A 14945-nucleotide genomic window follows, 5' to 3' on the forward strand; every position below is an offset into this window, starting at 1 on the left:
TCGTCCCCTCCGGGAAACTCAGTGACGGGTGGAAGGTCCGCTGGCGTGCCCGCGCGACCGCCTCAGGCGTCAACGGCGCCTGGACCACCTGGCACACCCTGAGCGTGATTACTTCCACGCCCGCCCTATCCACTGGAAAAGCAGCTCCGGCTGGAGTGACCGCGGCAACGGACACGAACACCAGCGGTCCGTTCGACTACCAGCGCATGAGCCCCGCGGACTGCAACGCGGAGCGCCTCAAGTCACCGCGCCCCTGGCACGGATTCGGCTGGACCGTCCTGCACCCCTATACCGGTTGCTACAGCCGGATCGCAGGATGGGGAGACTGGGACGTCGACCTGCTCACCGGGATCCCGAAGACGCCGTGCCCCAAATCCCAAGGCGTCAGGATGACCGTCAACGTCATCATGTACACCAACCTCGGCACCACCAAGGATGGGCCGGTCGTATACGGGCAGAACGACCCCGACCTGAAGGCCAGAGACATCAGTATCTGGATCAACATCAGCGAACTCATCGTCGTGGGCGCCAACTGCGTCCAGACGAACGTGCTCGACGGGCGCAACATAACGGTCAGGGTGGAGGCCGTAGGGTCCGACAACTCCGACTGCGATATGATCGAGGGCCCTGAAGACGGAAAGAGACTCGCCACGATCGGTGACTTCAAGCGAAACGGTCAGACCGCATTCGTCTTCCGGTCCCAGGGCTCCAACTGGGGAAACTGCACGCTGCGCCCCAAGCTCTACCCAGGGGTTAGCATCGACTTCCTCGATCCGGTTCCGTTCAAGCTGTGGCACCACCTCGGGACCGAGCAAATCCCCACTCGGCCGAAGGGCGATTTTCCCTTCGTCGCCCGCTGCGACAGCGTGCGTCTCAGTTATCCGGCGCTCAGGTCCAATGGCGACTTCTATTGGCCCGGCCACACCGGCGGATGCAGAATTCTCGGCGCCGACCGTGTCTACACCATGTACACGGAAGATCCCTTCCGTGGAGAGGTGGCGAGACACATCAGGGACGCCTTCCAAAACCCACAGGCAACCGATCCGAAGCTGGATCGGCAAGGCCAGCCCATCACCAAGAACTTCCCCGGCAACTACGACGTGATACCCAGGCCCCCCTTGACCAGACGGGCGAACAGCGAGCTCGCCCCCGACGGCGTGCTGCTGAACGGGAAGAACCGCACCCAGATGACCTGGTACTGTCCGAACCTCAGCGGGGCCGGCCCAGGCAAGGAGTGCGATGAATATCCGTTCCGCTCCACCTTCCAAGCGCTCGGCGTCGAGGGCAAAATGGTCAACAATGTCTGGACGCCTACGTTCAACGCCTCACTTCGCATGGTGAGCGCGGCGCACAACGGAGCCGCCGGTCGCGATCTGGGGGCTTTCTACTCCCGCTATCGCGTCTTCACTTCGAGCTCCCGTGAAGGCGGCGCGGGCAACTGGCCGTCCAACGCCTTCTGGGTCAGAATCCGCACGGGCACGCCACCGTCATAACTCCACAGCCAGGAGGGGGCGTCTCCGAGATGCCCTCTCCTGGCGCACCGACAATCGGGAGGTGACCATGCGGTCGCCGACGTACCTGCACGACCTTCTGGTCTCGACTCTCTTCACCGAAGAACTCGATCACGACATGGACCTGTGGTCGCTGGGATTCAGCGCCCTTTGGATCAAGGGAGCGGATCTCGACACCCTCGCCCAAGCCTTCTCCTTGGACCTTTCCACCCGCACCCCGAGCCACCTGAGCGAAATCCTCGACCACAACGGCGACGACGGTTCTCTCTGGGTAGCCGAGGCCGGAGGTTGGACGGGCATCCTGCCGGCACGTTCAGACGACGCTTTCCTGCTGTCGCTGACCGAAGGAGGCCGTCACGCCCTCAGCTTCAGCATGGACATCAACGGCCATGACAGCTTCAAGTACATCCGGGACGGGGACACCATCGTCTCTTTCCGGCCCACCTGGCCCGACTCCAAGCACGGCAGCGACCCGCACGCGCTCGATCATCTGATGGACGGGCTGCGCTTTCAGGTCAGTAAAGACGACAACCCCGTGGAAGAGGACGAGAGCATCAGCTCGACCCTGGCGTTGATCGGCCGCATAACGGAAACAGACATGGCCGCTGACTGGCTTGAGGCGGTGCACTCTCGCATTGGACTGACCCGAAGGTGACGGGGGGTTGGCCCCGACTCTGGTGTACTAGCTGGAGGTTGGCCGTTATCCCATCGCATAAGCCCAGGCCAGCTCGTAGTCTGTGATTTTCGTGGGATCGGGCTGCTGGGCGCGGAGGGCCAGAAAGCGTGAGGCGATGACCTGGCGGCGGAGCAGGATGAGCATGTCCTCGAAGCTGGGCTGGGTCTTCGTGCGGTACCACGGGGCGCGGCGGCGGTGCTCAGCGACCACATCGGCGGTGGCGTGAGCGTGGCGGGCGTACCAGATGATGACCAGGCTGTAGACGATCAGCCCTAGCGGCAGCGTTCGGGTCACGGCCTTGACGGTCCGGCTGCGGGCCTGACCGACGCCCAGCGCGTGACGCGACTCCAAGAATGCCTGCTCAATGCTCCATCTCCACGAGTACCGGACAACAAGATCTTCCGCGGGAGAGTCGAGGTCGGTGGTGACCAGCGCCAGGTCGAAGGCCTTGCCCGAGTCGGTGTGGCAGACCTAAATGACGCGCACCGGGCGGGAGGTGAAGGAGCCGTACTACACGATCGAACAGGCCGACCGGCCACCCGGCGTCGTCCTGGAGGGCATCCGCATCGACCCGTCCACCCCGCTGCGGGCCGAGCACCGGCCGGGCCTGCTCGACGGGGTGACCGTGCTGCGCACCGAGGGCTTGGTGGTCGCCGGCGAGACCACCACCCCCTACCGCCGGTACGACGAGCCGGCCGCGACCGCGAGACCGACGCCCGTGACGCTCATCCCGTACTTCGCCTAGGCCAACCGTGGTCCGCACGCGATGCGGGTATGGATACCGGCCCTGCGAGGTGCCGGCACACGACGGTGAGTTCGCGCCGCTCCAGGCCGGACGCCCGCCCAGCGCGATCCGGTCACCCTCCCCCACATGCTGTCCGCAAGCACGTCCGGAGGCGCGTCGCTGGGAACCCGCGTTGAGCCAGGTCGAGAATCGGCGCGGCGCCTGAGGGCGCGCGTTCCTACTCCGGACAGGCGAGTCAACTCTACGGTTGACAGGAAGTGGAAATCGCCAGTCAACTTGCTGCCATCCGCTTCTCCGATTCGGCCGATCCGCGTGGCACAGAATGATCATTGTCAGAGCGAGTCAATCGCCAGAGAAAAGGAATGAGTAATGCAGAAGAAGACCGGCCTTATCGCCAAGCTCGGTGTTGCCACTGCGGTCGTGGCTGGTGGCCTGACCCTCGCGGCACAGCCTTCCGCCTTCGCCGCCGCGGCTCCCAGCTTCTCCGTGACGCCGTCCACGGGCCTGTCGGACGGTAGCACCGTCACGGTGGCGATCAGCGGCGCGGGAGCGAGCGAGCAGTTCGGCGTGGTCCAGTGCGCGACCGTCAACGACCAGCTGGCGTGTAACCAGGCGACGGCCAAGACGGTCACCGCGGATGCCAGTGGTTCGATCAGCTCGCCGTTCACCGTCCGCAAGAGCTTCCAAGGTGTGACCCCGGAGGGCGCCGCAGTAGGCGCGGTGAACTGTGCCACGACGGCCTGCTACGTCAGTGCTGGAAACCAGACCGTCTTCGTCGGCTCCAAGCAGATTTCCTTCGTCTAATCTGAGTTCACGCTCATAGGATCCACTGCAGCTCAAAGGCCACTTCCCGGGTTCGGGAAGTGGCCTTTCGGTGTCACCTGTCATGCGAGAATGTAAATGTCTCGCTCGCTTTGCGGAATGAGCCCGGGAAGGTCGATGCCGCACATGACTCTCCCGGCACCCACGCTCACGCTGACGGCACCGTCCGATGCCACGGCGGGCCGGCCGCTCACGCTGACCGGGGGAACCGAACGGGTGATCGGTGCCAGGGCCGGCACTGCTCGGTTTCGCCCCGAGCGGCGCCGGCCGCTTTTCTTCATGGGGAACCCAGGTAAGGGCAGGTGGGCCTGTGGACGCGTTCTCCGCCGCCGGACGCCGCTTGGGGCTCGTCCGCGAAGCGTGACGACGACCTCGCGGGCGTTGTGGTCTCCGCCCGACGGGCGCGTGACCCGTCCTGTCGTACTTCTTCGGCAGTTCACGCCGCGGCGTGGAGTGCGGTCACGACGACGAGCCCCGGTCCGCGGAGATCTGGTAGCCGGCTCCGGTGACCTTGTTGAACTCCTGGAACCACGGCCCGCCGCTGGAGCCGCCTCCCATGTCGCAGATCATCGCGTACTTCATGTCGTACTTCGGGGGCACCGATGCGCCGCTGCAATACTGCAGGGTACGTCCGCCGTTGCCGTTGGTGGGGTAGCCGAGCAGCAGGTTCGTGGTAGGTCGCGACTGAAACTTTCATGCCGAACGGCGTCGGGGGCTCAGGCGGCGTTGGTCCCCGTCGAGAAGGAGCAGAAAGCCTTTTCAGGCCGGCGTGTGATCGTCTCCACGGTAAAGGACCGTCAGCAGAGGACGGGTCATGGCGGCCATCTCGGCGGGCGAGCGCGGGCATCCGCGCTGGAGCCAGTCCATGGCGACGCCGAGGAGCGCTCCCGCGGTGAAGGCGGCGGGCGCGTCGTGCGGGATGTCCGCCGTGTAGTCGGCAGGCGCGTCGTCGCCGGTGGCGGCCCGGCACGCGCCGACGTAGGCCGCCACGGTGGCGCGGCGGCGCACGTGGTCGATGACTCGCGCGCTTCCCTGGGGCCCGAGCACGCTGCGGTAGAGGCCGGCGTGCTCCGCGAGGTGGGCGAAGAAGGTCAGCAGGTCGTCTCTGGTCGTGTCCGGAACGTCCCCGGTCTCGGGCTGGGGTATGGCGTCGATCAGGTCGTCGATCATCGCGGTGCACGCCGCCTCGGCCAGTTCGTGCACGTCACGGTAGTGGTCGTAGAACGTGGAGCGGCTCACCCCGGCGCGTTCGGCGACATCGGCGACGCTGATCCGGGACAGGTCGCGGCCCTGGACGAGGTCGATCAGCGTGCGTTGCAGGGCCGCCTGCGTGCGGCGCACCCGCGGGTCGCTCAGTTCGCTGTTTCTGTCTCTGGTGAGGGCCACGCCTCAGTCTACTATCGGCTACATCTGTAGGTTACGCTGCATATGTAGGGAAATCGGATGGCAAGCTGATGGGGGACGAACGTGACCGCTGACTCCGCTGAGACGCTTGAGATCACCCGCACCTGCCCGTACGCCCCGCCCGAGCAGCACCTTCGCCTCCTGCGCGAGCAGCCGGTCACCAAGGTCACGCTGCCGGGTGGCTCGTCCGCCTGGGTCGCCGCCCGCTATCAGGACATCCGCACGGTCCTGAGCGACCCGCGCTTCAGCGCCGACCGGCGCCATCCCAACGCCCCCAGGCTGAACGGCGAGATGGCGCCCGGCACGTCGCCGCTGCCCAAGATGATGCTGGAGATGGACGCGCCCGAGCACGGCCAGGCGCGCCGGGCGGTGATCGGGGAGTTCACCGTCAGGCGCATGGCGGCGCTGCGACCGCGCATCCAGCAGATCGTGGACGAACACCTCGACGCCATGCTGGACGGCCCGCGCCCGGTCGACCTTGTGCGGGCGCTGGCCCTGCCGGTGCCCTCCCTGGTGATCTGCGAGTTGCTCGGCGTGCCGTACGACGAGCACGACTTCTTCCAGTCGCGCTCCGCTCAGTTGCTCAACCACACGGTCACGCCACAGGAACAGCAGCACGCGTCCCTCGAGCTGGCCATTTACCTGGACAAGCTGATCAAGGCCAAGGAGGAGGACCCCACCGACGACCTGCTCGGCCGCCAGGTGCTCAAGCAGCGCCAGAGCGGCGAGGTGGACCATGGCGCGCTGCTCAGCCTGGCGTTCCTGCTGCTGATCGCCGGGCACGAGACCACGGCGAACATGATCTCGCTGGGCACGTACATGCTGCTGCGGCACCCCGACACCCTCGCCGCGTTGCGCGATGACCCCGGCAAGACGCCGGGCGCGGTCGAGGAGCTCCTGCGGCACTTCACCATCGCCGAGTTCGCGATCATGCGGGTGGCCATGGAGGACGTGGAGCTCGGCGGCACCGTCATCCCCGCAGGGGAAGGCGTGCTCACGCTGGCCAACACCGGCAACCGCGATCCGGAGGTGTTCGCGGACGCCGACAGGTTCGACATCGAGCGCGACGCTCGCAGCCACCTGACCTTCGGCTACGGCCCGCACCAGTGCTTGGGCCAGAGCCTCGCCCGCGTGGAGCTGGAGATCGTCTTCAACACCCTGTTCCGGCGGATCCCCGGCCTGCGGCTGGCCGTCCCCGCCGAGCAGCTCTCGTTCAAGGACGACGCCACCGTCTACGGAATGCACGAGCTGCCCGTCACCTGGTGACGAGCCCCTGAGCTGTGGGACCGCTCTGCGGGAGCTTACGGCGGCGCCGTGCACACGCGTATCGTCTCGCTGCGCGACGACACCGAGGTGCTTGCCGACCGCTTGACGGACCCCGGGATCAACGTGGGCACGACGGCCACGAATAGCGCTACCGATGGTTCGCTACGTGTTTGTCGAAGAAGGCGAATGGACGTCAGACTGCTCGCCAGGCGGGAGATCACCCCTTGGTATCCCGTCGCCCCCTGGTCATGAGCCGTTGGACGGCCGGCGCAGGCAGCCGCTTCTCCCTCGTGGAGGAGCGGCTGTCGCGTTTTTGCGGGTTGGCAGGAACGTGTTGGCGATCGGCAGTAAGCGGACGGGTCTCTTCCTCCTTTTCGGGCCGGGTGCGGCGCACCATGGCTGTGAGGACCGCGCCAGGAACTGAGGAAGGACCGATCACCATGGCCATGGCCATCTTGACGTCCACGACCAACCGGACCACCCGGTCCGCACCCGCGATCCGCCACGTCACCGTGATCGGATGCGGTTTGATCGGCACCTCCGTGGCACTCGCGCTGCGGGCCGACGGAGCCCGCGTGACGCTGGCCGACCAGGACCCGCGTTCGCTGGTGGAGGCCGTGCGCATGGAGGCGGGTGTCGCGCTGGACGCGGACGAGCCACCGGCGGACGTGGTGGTCATCGCGACCCCGCCGTCCACCGTGGCCGAGGTGTTGCGTGACGCACAGGGCCGGGGGCTGGGCACCGTGTACACGGACGTGGCCAGCACCAAGGCGCGGATCCTGTCGAGCGCCGAGCTCGCCGGTTGCGATCTGAGCACGTACGTTCCCGGGCACCCGATGGCGGGGCGCGAGATATCGGGCCCGGGCGCCGCCCGCGCGGACCTGTTCGCCGGCCGGAAGTGGGCGTTGTGCCCGGGCCCGGCCACGGCGCTGTACGCGGTGCGGACCGTGACGGAGCTGGTGACGGCCTGCGGGGCGCAGGTGGCGCTGCTCTCGCCGTACGCGCACGACAGGGCCGCCGCGGCGGTGTCGCACGCGCCGCTGGTGTTGTCGGCGGCGCTCGCCGCCAGATTCGCGTACGCGGGTGCGGGACCGGACGTGCTGTCCCTCGCCGGCAGGGCGTTGTACGACATGACCCGGGTGGCCGGGAGCCCTCCGGAGCTGTGGATCGACATCCTCGTGCACAACGCCGGCGCCGTCGCGGACATGCTGGAGGAGGTGGTGGACGATCTGACCGCCGTCGCGGCGGCGCTGAGGGAACCGGATGGGAGCACGAGCTGGGGTGTGGTGGCCGATCTGCTGGTACGGGGGAACCTCGGCCGGGATCTCATCGTCGACGCCTACGGGACGGACGGCAAGCAGCACCACCGGCTCCAGGAGAGGGTGCCGGCGGGAAGCATGGAAGGGGCCTGACGCGCCGATGCCCCGCGGCCGACGGCCGCGGGGCACCTCCAACCGGCGGAAGGCGGATGGAGCGGAGGGTGTTCGTCAGATGTAGAGGGTGTTGGGCGGAAGGCCGCAGAGGACCCTGCCGTAGAGCTCGGCGTTGGTGTTGGGGTGCATGAGCGCGTGCAGGTTGGCGCTCTGCACGTCGCGCAGGATGCGCTGGATCGGCACGTCGGAGTAGAGGGAGGAGCCGCCGCTCGCGGTGGCGAGGATGTCCACGGCCTCCTTGGTCAGCGCGCACACCGCGCCCATGTCGGCGCGGACCCTGGCCCGCTCCTCCAGCGTCCACTGCTCGCCGCGCTCGCTCTTGCCGTCCACGGTCGCGGCCAGCCGCTCGGCGTGGAACTCCGCCTCGTCGATCTTGAGCACGGCCGCGGAGACCTGCAGGTGGGTGATGGGCGCCTCGCTCTGCAGGTCATACCCGGTGTACGTGATCTTGCGGCCGGGCAGGCGGTCCAGGAACGCCTTCTTGGCCGCCTTGGCCAGGCCCAGGAAGGTGCCGACCGAGGAGGCGGAGGCGACGGGCAGCATCGGGGCCCGGTAGATCGGGATGTCCGCGTTCAGGCGCGAGGCGTACTGCTCCTGGAGCACCGCGGGCAGCGGGATGACCCGCTCGGCCGGGACGAACACGTCCTGGGCGACGGTGCTGACGCTGCCGGTGCCCTGGAGCCCGTTCGTGTGCCAGTCGTCGACGATCTGCAGGTCGGACATGGGGACGAGCGCCATGATCGGCATCGGCTCCTGGTCGGGCCCCACCTGGATGGCCACGATCTCCTGCCAGTGGCTGTGCCAGGCGCCGCTGACGAATCCCCACTTGCCGTTGACCACGACGCCGCCCTTGACCGGGGCGGCCATCGCGGTGGGACTGAGCGTCCCGCACACCCGTACGTCCGGCGTCGAGAACACCTCCGCCTGGACGTCGTCGGGGAACAGGCACACCATCCACGTGGGGATCCAGTAGACCGACGCCGTCCACCCGGTGGAGCCGTCGACCTGACCCAGCTCGGCGCCCACGGCGACGAGGGTACGCGTGTCGCACTCGTAACCGCCGAAGCGCGCGGGGACCCTCATCTTGAAGACGCCCGCGTCGGCCAGGGCCTCGATCGACTCCTCGTGGAGGCGCCGGTTCTGCTCAGCCCAGGCCGCCTTTGACTGCAGGGCCGGCGCGAGGGCGGACACCCGCCGCACGAGTTCCTCCCGCGCCGGGACCTCGGTCGTCACCACAATTTCCTCCTAGTGTTCCCTGGTATGGGACGCTCTCGTGGTCCCTCGGACGGGACGCTGAGGCCGCGTGTCCGGCATCCCAGCGGTCGAACAGGCTCGCGTCGCGCGGACGCGTTCAGGCGAGGGACGAGACCTTCGCCGCGGCGGCGACCCTGAGCACCAGCGCTCCGAGGTTGGGGTCCTCCTCGAAGAGGTCGCCCACCTCGATCTCGACGCCCAGCTCGTCCTCGATACGCGAGACGATGCGGATCGCGGAGATCGACTCGCCCTCCAGATCGAAGAACGTGGCATCGGCCATGTCGTCCGGCACATCGAGCACGTACCGCCAGATCTCTCTGACCTTCTCCTCGATTTGGGAGAAACTCAGCTCGCTTGCCCGATTGTCAGTCATCCGGTGTCCTCCACTCCCGAAATCCCAATCAAAGGCGTGTCGGCCCGCGAACGGATACGCGCCCTGAATACCGGTTCTTACTGATATATCGTCACAAGTCGCGAGCCCTCATACATCTTTGAAAATGCTGGAAATAAGGCGACCGATTAGGCACGGCAGGAGAAAGTCCGTGGTCCGAGCGGAGTTAAGGTCGCGGATAGTCGTGATCCGAGGCGGCCGCGCCTGGCCACCGAAGATCTCCGTAGAGTGGAGGACAATTAAATGAGCGCTACATCGACCACCATCGACGACACGACGGCCGTTCGCGAGGTGCCGCGGCGCATGATCGCCGCCTGGGCGAAGAACGACGGCGAAGCATTCGCCAGCATATTCACCGAGGACGCCACCATGATCCTGCCCGGTGACATCTATGTCACGGGCCGCGAGAGCATCCGCGCGTTCATGGACGCCGCCTACTCCGGCCCTTACAAGGGCACGCGGGTGTTCGGCGAGCCGCTTTCGGCCAAGTTCCTGGGGCCGGAGGCCGCGGTGCTGACCACCAAGGGCGGGGTGCTCACGGGCGAGGAGACCGAGGTCTCGCCGGAGCGGGCCATTCGCGCCACGTGGGTGCTGGCGAAGCAGGACGGCCAGTGGCTCGTCACCGCCTACCAGAACACGCCCATCGGAGCGTGAGACGGCACCCGACGTCGCAAGCCTCGACGTGACAACCGACCGGCCGCCACCGGTCGGTTGTCGCGTTTCAGGCGCCTGTCCGCCGCCGCGGCGAAGCGTGCGGCGTCGTCCTGGCCGGCACGCCGGTTCGCCGTGGCGGGCCGGCCAGGCCGGCTACCGGGCCGCGGGCGCGATCTCCACTCGCGTGTTGTCACCGACCAGCAGCCGGTAACGAGCCGCCTCCGAGCCGGCCGGCTCGATGACGGCCGAGCGCCCGACGATCGAGCCAGACATTCCTGGAACTTCCAGGATCGACGCCCCGTCCAGCACGATGGAGTCGCTCAGCCGCGTCCCGCGCAGCACGCAGTCGCGCCCGATGGACACGTTGGGCCCGATGAGGCAATCCTCGATCAGCGTGTTCGCACCGACGATCACGGGCCCGTCGATCCGCGACCGCACGAGGCGTGTCATGGGGCCGAGTTCGACCCGGCCGCCGAGTTCGCCGAGCAGCCGCCGGTTGCATTCGAGCACGTCGTCGGGCCTGCCGGTGTCCTTCCAGAACCCCCGGTACTCGGTGGCCCTGACCGGCAGCCCGCGGGAGACCAGCCACTGGACGGCGTCGGTGATCTCCAGCTCGCCGCGCCGGCTCGGCGCGATGGCGGCCACGGCCTCGTGGACGGCTGCGGTGAAGAAGTAAACGCCCACCATGGCGAGATCGCTGCGCGGCCACCGGGGCTTCTCGACCAGCCGCCGAACGGCCCCGTCCGCGCCGAGCTCCACGACGCCGAACGCCCGCGGATCCGGCACCCGCTGCGCCACCACGTGCGCGGCCGGCCGCCTGGCGCGGAAGTCCGCGGCGATCTCGACGACCCCGTCGGGCAACATGATGTCGCCGAGGTACATCACGAAGTCGTCCTCGCCCAGGAACCCGCGCGCGAGCCGCACGGCGTGCGCCAGCCCCAAGGGCGCGCCCTGCTGGATGTACGTGACGCGCACCCCCAGCGACGAGCCGTCCCCGATCACCGCGGCTATCTCCTCCGCCCAGGACCCGACGATGACGCCGATCTCGGTCACGCCCAGGTCGCGGATGTTCACCAGCACGTGCTCGAGCACCGGCCGGTTGGCGATGGGGATGAGCTGTTTCGGCATCGAATAGCTAAAGGGCCGCAGCCGGGTTCCGGACCCGCCGGACAATACCAATGCCTTCATAATTCGATTGTCCGGCCCATGGGGAAAACGCCTTCTTGGTTTTTGCCGTGAAGGCCGGGAATTTCCCGCGGCGACCCGGAACGCTCCAATCTCACAACGGTCGCCGGGCCGTACGGCCCGGCTGTCGGGAGGGGATCAGGCGCGAGCGGTGACGAATTCCTTGAAGGACGCCACGACGTAGTCGATCATCTGGTCGGACAGGCCCGGATAGACGCCGATGTGGAACGTCTGGGTGGTGATGATGTCGGTGTTGGTCAGCTCGCCGACGACCCGGTGGTTCTGGTCGGCGTACGCAGGGTGCCGAAGCAGGTTGCCCGCGAACAGCCGGCGGGTGCCGATCTTCCTGTCTTCCAGGAATTCCACCAGTTCCTTGGAGCTGAACGGCGCCTGCGGATCCACCGTGACGACGAAGCCGTACCAGCTCGGGTCGCTGCGCGGGGTGGCCTCGGGGAGGAGCAGGTGAGGCACGCCGTCGAGCCCTTCGCGCAGCCGGCGCCAGTTGCGCCGCCGGGCGGCGCAGAAGTCGTCGACCTTGTCGAGCTGGCTGAGGCCGAGCGCCGCCTGCAGCTCTGTGATCTTGAGGTTGTAGCCGACGTGCGAGTAGATGTACTTGTGGTCGTAGCCGTGCGGCAGCGTGCCCATCTGGTAGCTGAAGCGCTTGAGGCAGGTGTTGCTCTCCCCCGGCTCGCACCAGCAGTCCCGGCCCCAGTCGCGCAGCGACTCGACGATGCGTGCCAGCAGCAGGTTCGAGGTCAGCACGCAGCCGCCCTCGCCCATCGTCATGTGGTGGGCAGGGTAGAAGCTCACGGTGGTGAGGTCGCCGAAGGTGCCGACCGGCTCGCCGTCATAGGTGGACCCGACGGCGTCGCAGCTGTCCTCGATGAGGAACAGCTCGTGCTCGGCCGCCAGCTCGGCCATCTCGGCCACCGGGAACGGGTTGCCGACGGTGTGGGCGATCATGATGGCCTTGGTCTTCGGCCCGATCGCCTGAGCGACCATGTCCACAGTGGGGTTGTAGGTGCCGAGCTCCACGTCCACGAAGACCGGCACCAGGCCGTTCTGCAGGATCGGGTTCACCGTCGTCGGGAAGGCCGCCGCCACCGTGACCACCTCGTCCCCCGGCCGCAGCCGGGCGTCCTCGAGGCGGTGCGACGTCAGCGCCGAAAGGGCGAGCAGGTTGGCCGACGAGCCTGAGTTCGTGAGCAGCGCCTTGCGCCGCTTCATCTTGCGGGCGAAGACCGACTCGAATTTCCTGGCCCTGGTCCCGCCCGCGACGCGTAGTTCGAGAGCCGCCTCGACCAGTGCCAGCCGGTCCTCGACGTCATGCACCGCCCCGGTCGGCCAGATCTCGGTGACGCCCGGCTCGAAATCGCCGGTGGGCGCGACGTCGTCATGGTATTTGCGCACCTCGTCGAGGATCAGCGCCTTGTGTACATTCATCTCCGGCCCCTTCGTCGATGCACCACTCCACATGATCGGGCACCGCCGTTTCAGGTGCATCTCTTGTATTGCGGCGCCCGGCCGCGCAAGGCAAGAGATGCGGCCCGCCGGGAACTGCGCTGTGCTGGCAATCAGGTAATCGACCAGGTTGGGAACGCACGTCGTTGGGGAGCATTATGCGATGCCTGCAGGAAAATAAGCGCCCAAAAGTCGCGGTCATCGGCCTGGGCTATGTGGGCTCCTGTTACGCGGCCGTCCTCGCGGAGCGCGGCTGGGACGTGACGGGGGTCGACACGAACGCTCAGCTGATCGAAGAGCTGATGGAGGGCCACTGCCGCTACCAGGAGGACGGGCTGGCGCCCCTGCTCCAAGCCGGCATCGTGGACGGGCGGCTCCGGTTGACCACCGACTACTCCCACATCCGGGCAGCCGACGTCGTGCTGCTCGCGGTCGGCACCCCGATCAGGACCGACGGTTCCATGGTGGAGAGCCAGCTCGCCCAGGCCTGCGGCGAGGTGAGCCGCCACCTGCGCGCCGGGCAGCTCGTATTGGTCAAGAGCACCGTGACGCCGGGCACGACGCGCGACTTCGTACGTCCGCTGCTGGAGCGCGGCGGACTCGTCTGCGGCGCGGACTTCGGCCTGGCCTTCACACCGGAGCGGTTCGCCGAGGGTACGGCGCTGCGCGAGCTGCGGTCGCTGCCCATCGTGGTCGGCGGCATGGACGCCGACAGCACGCAGGACGCGGCGCTGTTCTGGCGGCAGGCGCTCGGCGTGGAGGTGATCAGGCTGGACTCGCCGGAGGCCGCGGAGATCGTCAAACTGGCCGACAACTGGTGGATCGACCTCAACATCGCGCTGGCCAACGAACTGGCCAAGTTCTGTGCCGCGTTCGACGTGGACGTCCTCGACGTGATCGGGGCCGCCAACACGATCAGCAAGGGCAAGGGCAAGGTGAACATCCTGCTGCCCAGCGTGGGCGTCGGCGGCTCGTGCCTGGTCAAGGACCCCTGGATGGTGTGGCACTCGGCCCGCGAGCGCGGCGTGGAGCTGTTCACGCCCGCGGTCGGCCGCAAGGTCAATCTCGGCATGCCCGAGCACACCGCCCAGCTGATCATCGACGCGCTGGCGCGCCAGGGCAAGGACCCGGCGCGGTGCACGGTCGCCGTGCTGGGGGCGGCGTTCAAGAACAACACCGGCGACCTGCGCGCCACCCCGGTCGAGGGCGTCGTCACGGCCTTGGAGAAGGCCGGGGCCACGGTGCGGCTGCATGACCCGCTGGTGGATCCCTTCCAGGCCGAGACACTGTTCGGCATCACCCCGGCCGAGACCCTGGAGGAGGCCGTCCACGGCGCCGACTGCGTCGCCGTCATGGCCCTGCACGAGGAGTTCGCGTCCATCGACTTCGCCGGGCTGCCGGTGGCGGACTCGTGCCTGGTGTTGGACGGGCGGGCCTATTACAGCAAGGAGAAGATCGCCGAGTTGCGTCGCCTGGGCTATGCCTACCTGGGCGTCGGGCGTTGAGAGATAGCAATCCAGAATAAGTCCGTGAAGATCATCACGGATACTCTGCGCGCAGGCGAGCTGGTCGACGAGGTGGAGGCCGGCGCCTACAGCCCGACGGCACCGCCGCTGCCTCGCGGCCACCCCGCCGAGCCGCCGCCCGTGGCGCGGTAGCGCGAGTACACGGTGTGGTGGGGAGGTCCGGGCTCACTTGGCTTCCTCCCCACGCCTAAAGGCGGGGGAGTCCCACCTTCACAGGTCGGGGTTCCTGCTTCCCAGGCGACCGCACCCGGGCGGACCCGGAGTGTCTGACGTCACCTCCACAGGCGGACACGGCAAGACCTGCCGCCAGGATGTTCTTCGCCGCGTTGACATCCCTGCCGTGCAGGGTGCGGCAGCCCGGGCACGTCCAGTGCCGGGTGGACAGGCTCAGCTCGGCGAGCAGATGCCCGCACGCGCTGCACGTCTTGGAGCTGGGGTACCAGCGGCCGATCACGATCAGGTGGCGGCCGTGCTTGGCCGCCTTGTACTCCGGCATGCGGCGGAAGGTGCCCCATCCGGAGCCGGAGATCGCTTTGTCCAGGTTCCGGTTACGCACCATGTTCTTGACCGCGAGGTCTTCGATCACGATCACGTCGTGGTCGAAGACCAGCCGCGTG

The 14945-nt window shown here is 67.7% G+C and carries 17 protein-coding genes; 9 read left to right on the plus strand and 8 right to left on the minus strand.

Annotation, left to right across the window (positions count from 1 at the left end; translation table 11 throughout):
* Together AB0M95_RS37015 and AB0M95_RS37020 are read left to right on the plus strand one after the other, a co-directional pair.
* A partial coding sequence (locus tag AB0M95_RS37015; protein WP_363775196.1) for a hypothetical protein occupies positions 1-1493 on the plus strand: 1493 nt, incomplete at its 5' end.
* 67 nt (positions 1494-1560) lie between these two features.
* Positions 1561-2166: a DUF6461 domain-containing protein gene (locus AB0M95_RS37020; protein WP_363775234.1), complete on the plus strand. Its 606-nt coding sequence runs from the start codon at positions 1561-1563 to the stop codon at positions 2164-2166.
* A 45-nt stretch (positions 2167-2211) separates the two neighbouring features.
* On the opposite strand, the gene AB0M95_RS37025 is transcribed toward AB0M95_RS37020, so the two are convergent.
* Positions 2212-2481 carry a hypothetical protein gene (locus tag AB0M95_RS37025; protein WP_363775199.1) on the minus strand — a complete coding sequence of 90 codons (270 nt, stop codon included), beginning with the start codon at positions 2479-2481 and terminating at the stop codon, positions 2212-2214.
* 181 nt (positions 2482-2662) lie between these two features.
* Between AB0M95_RS37025 and AB0M95_RS37030 the strand changes: the two genes are divergently transcribed.
* Both AB0M95_RS37030 and AB0M95_RS37035 read left to right on the plus strand, forming a co-directional pair.
* Positions 2663-2932: a hypothetical protein gene (locus AB0M95_RS37030; protein WP_363775201.1), complete on the plus strand. Its 270-nt coding sequence runs from the start codon at positions 2663-2665 to the stop codon at positions 2930-2932.
* Positions 2933-3301: 369 nt separating this feature from the next.
* Complete coding sequence (locus tag AB0M95_RS37035) at positions 3302-3736, plus strand: enediyne antibiotic chromoprotein (protein WP_358527017.1); 435 nt, start codon at positions 3302-3304, stop codon at positions 3734-3736.
* A 477-nt stretch (positions 3737-4213) separates the two neighbouring features.
* On the opposite strand, the gene AB0M95_RS37040 is transcribed toward AB0M95_RS37035, so the two are convergent.
* Positions 4214-4354: a hypothetical protein gene (locus AB0M95_RS37040; RefSeq protein ID WP_363775204.1), complete on the minus strand. Its 141-nt coding sequence runs from the start codon at positions 4352-4354 to the stop codon at positions 4214-4216.
* Between the two features lie 159 nt (positions 4355-4513).
* A complete protein-coding gene (locus AB0M95_RS37045) occupies positions 4514-5140 on the minus strand; it encodes a TetR/AcrR family transcriptional regulator C-terminal domain-containing protein (RefSeq protein ID WP_363775207.1) in 627 nt (208 codons plus the stop codon).
* Positions 5141-5221: 81 nt separating this feature from the next.
* Here AB0M95_RS37045 and AB0M95_RS37050 point away from each other — a divergent pair, with 81 nt between their 5' ends.
* Together AB0M95_RS37050 and AB0M95_RS37055 are read left to right on the plus strand one after the other, a co-directional pair.
* Positions 5222-6424 carry a cytochrome P450 gene (locus AB0M95_RS37050; protein WP_363775210.1) on the plus strand — a complete coding sequence of 401 codons (1203 nt, stop codon included), beginning with the start codon at positions 5222-5224 and terminating at the stop codon, positions 6422-6424.
* Positions 6425-6864: 440 nt separating this feature from the next.
* Positions 6865-7836, plus strand: a complete 972-nt coding sequence (locus AB0M95_RS37055) for a prephenate dehydrogenase (RefSeq protein ID WP_363775213.1) — start codon at positions 6865-6867, stop codon at positions 7834-7836.
* Positions 7837-7911: 75 nt separating this feature from the next.
* Here the strand turns inward: AB0M95_RS37055 and AB0M95_RS37060 are convergent, their stop codons facing one another.
* A complete protein-coding gene (locus AB0M95_RS37060; RefSeq protein ID WP_363775216.1) occupies positions 7912-9090 on the minus strand; it encodes an acyl-CoA dehydrogenase family protein in 1179 nt (392 codons plus the stop codon).
* Positions 9091-9208: 118 nt separating this feature from the next.
* Positions 9209-9484 (minus strand): phosphopantetheine-binding protein, encoded by a 276-nt coding sequence (locus AB0M95_RS37065; RefSeq protein ID WP_358527009.1) that lies wholly within the window; start codon positions 9482-9484, stop codon positions 9209-9211.
* A 261-nt stretch (positions 9485-9745) separates the two neighbouring features.
* Here AB0M95_RS37065 and AB0M95_RS37070 point away from each other — a divergent pair, with 261 nt between their 5' ends.
* Positions 9746-10156, plus strand: coding sequence for an SgcJ/EcaC family oxidoreductase (locus tag AB0M95_RS37070; RefSeq protein ID WP_363775218.1), 411 nt, complete (start codon positions 9746-9748; stop codon positions 10154-10156).
* A 153-nt stretch (positions 10157-10309) separates the two neighbouring features.
* On the opposite strand, the gene AB0M95_RS37075 is transcribed toward AB0M95_RS37070, so the two are convergent.
* Together AB0M95_RS37075 and rfbH are read right to left on the minus strand one after the other, a co-directional pair.
* Complete coding sequence (locus tag AB0M95_RS37075) at positions 10310-11344, minus strand: glucose-1-phosphate thymidylyltransferase (RefSeq protein WP_363775221.1); 1035 nt, start codon at positions 11342-11344, stop codon at positions 10310-10312.
* A 135-nt stretch (positions 11345-11479) separates the two neighbouring features.
* Positions 11480-12784: a lipopolysaccharide biosynthesis protein RfbH gene (gene rfbH, locus AB0M95_RS37080; protein WP_363775224.1), complete on the minus strand. Its 1305-nt coding sequence runs from the start codon at positions 12782-12784 to the stop codon at positions 11480-11482.
* Positions 12785-12960: 176 nt separating this feature from the next.
* Here rfbH and AB0M95_RS37085 point away from each other — a divergent pair, with 176 nt between their 5' ends.
* Both AB0M95_RS37085 and AB0M95_RS37090 read left to right on the plus strand, forming a co-directional pair.
* Positions 12961-14307: a nucleotide sugar dehydrogenase gene (locus AB0M95_RS37085; protein ID WP_363775226.1), complete on the plus strand. Its 1347-nt coding sequence runs from the start codon at positions 12961-12963 to the stop codon at positions 14305-14307.
* Positions 14308-14331: 24 nt separating this feature from the next.
* The gene (locus AB0M95_RS37090; protein WP_363775229.1) at positions 14332-14460 is read left to right on the plus strand and encodes a hypothetical protein; all 129 of its coding nucleotides are present in this window, start codon (positions 14332-14334) and stop codon (positions 14458-14460) included.
* Between the two features lie 55 nt (positions 14461-14515).
* On the opposite strand, the gene AB0M95_RS37095 is transcribed toward AB0M95_RS37090, so the two are convergent.
* On the minus strand, positions 14516-14945 hold a 430-nt coding region (locus AB0M95_RS37095), incomplete at its 5' end, for an RNA-guided endonuclease TnpB family protein (RefSeq protein WP_363775231.1).

This window comes from Sphaerisporangium sp. NPDC051017, assembly GCF_040683095.1.
Taxonomy (GTDB): Bacteria; Actinomycetota; Actinomycetes; order Streptosporangiales; family Streptosporangiaceae; genus Sphaerisporangium.

What these genes read in the sequence shown, in the direction of transcription:
- AB0M95_RS37020 (WP_363775234.1), top strand. Translation starts at nt 1,561, where the DNA reads ATGCGGTCGCCGACGTACCTGCACGACCTTCTGGTCTCGACTCTCTTC.
- AB0M95_RS37030 (WP_363775201.1), top strand. Translation starts at nt 2,663, where the DNA reads ATGACGCGCACCGGGCGGGAGGTGAAGGAGCCGTACTACACGATCGAA.
- AB0M95_RS37035 (WP_358527017.1), top strand. Translation starts at nt 3,302, where the DNA reads ATGCAGAAGAAGACCGGCCTTATCGCCAAGCTCGGTGTTGCCACTGCG.
- AB0M95_RS37055 (WP_363775213.1), top strand. Translation starts at nt 6,865, where the DNA reads ATGGCCATGGCCATCTTGACGTCCACGACCAACCGGACCACCCGGTCC.
- AB0M95_RS37065 (WP_358527009.1), bottom strand. Translation starts at nt 9,484, where the DNA reads ATGACTGACAATCGGGCAAGCGAGCTGAGTTTCTCCCAAATCGAGGAG.
- AB0M95_RS37070 (WP_363775218.1), top strand. Translation starts at nt 9,746, where the DNA reads ATGAGCGCTACATCGACCACCATCGACGACACGACGGCCGTTCGCGAG.
- AB0M95_RS37075 (WP_363775221.1), bottom strand. Translation starts at nt 11,344, where the DNA reads ATGAAGGCATTGGTATTGTCCGGCGGGTCCGGAACCCGGCTGCGGCCC.
- rfbH (WP_363775224.1), bottom strand. Translation starts at nt 12,784, where the DNA reads ATGAATGTACACAAGGCGCTGATCCTCGACGAGGTGCGCAAATACCAT.
- AB0M95_RS37085 (WP_363775226.1), top strand. Translation starts at nt 12,961, where the DNA reads ATGCGATGCCTGCAGGAAAATAAGCGCCCAAAAGTCGCGGTCATCGGC.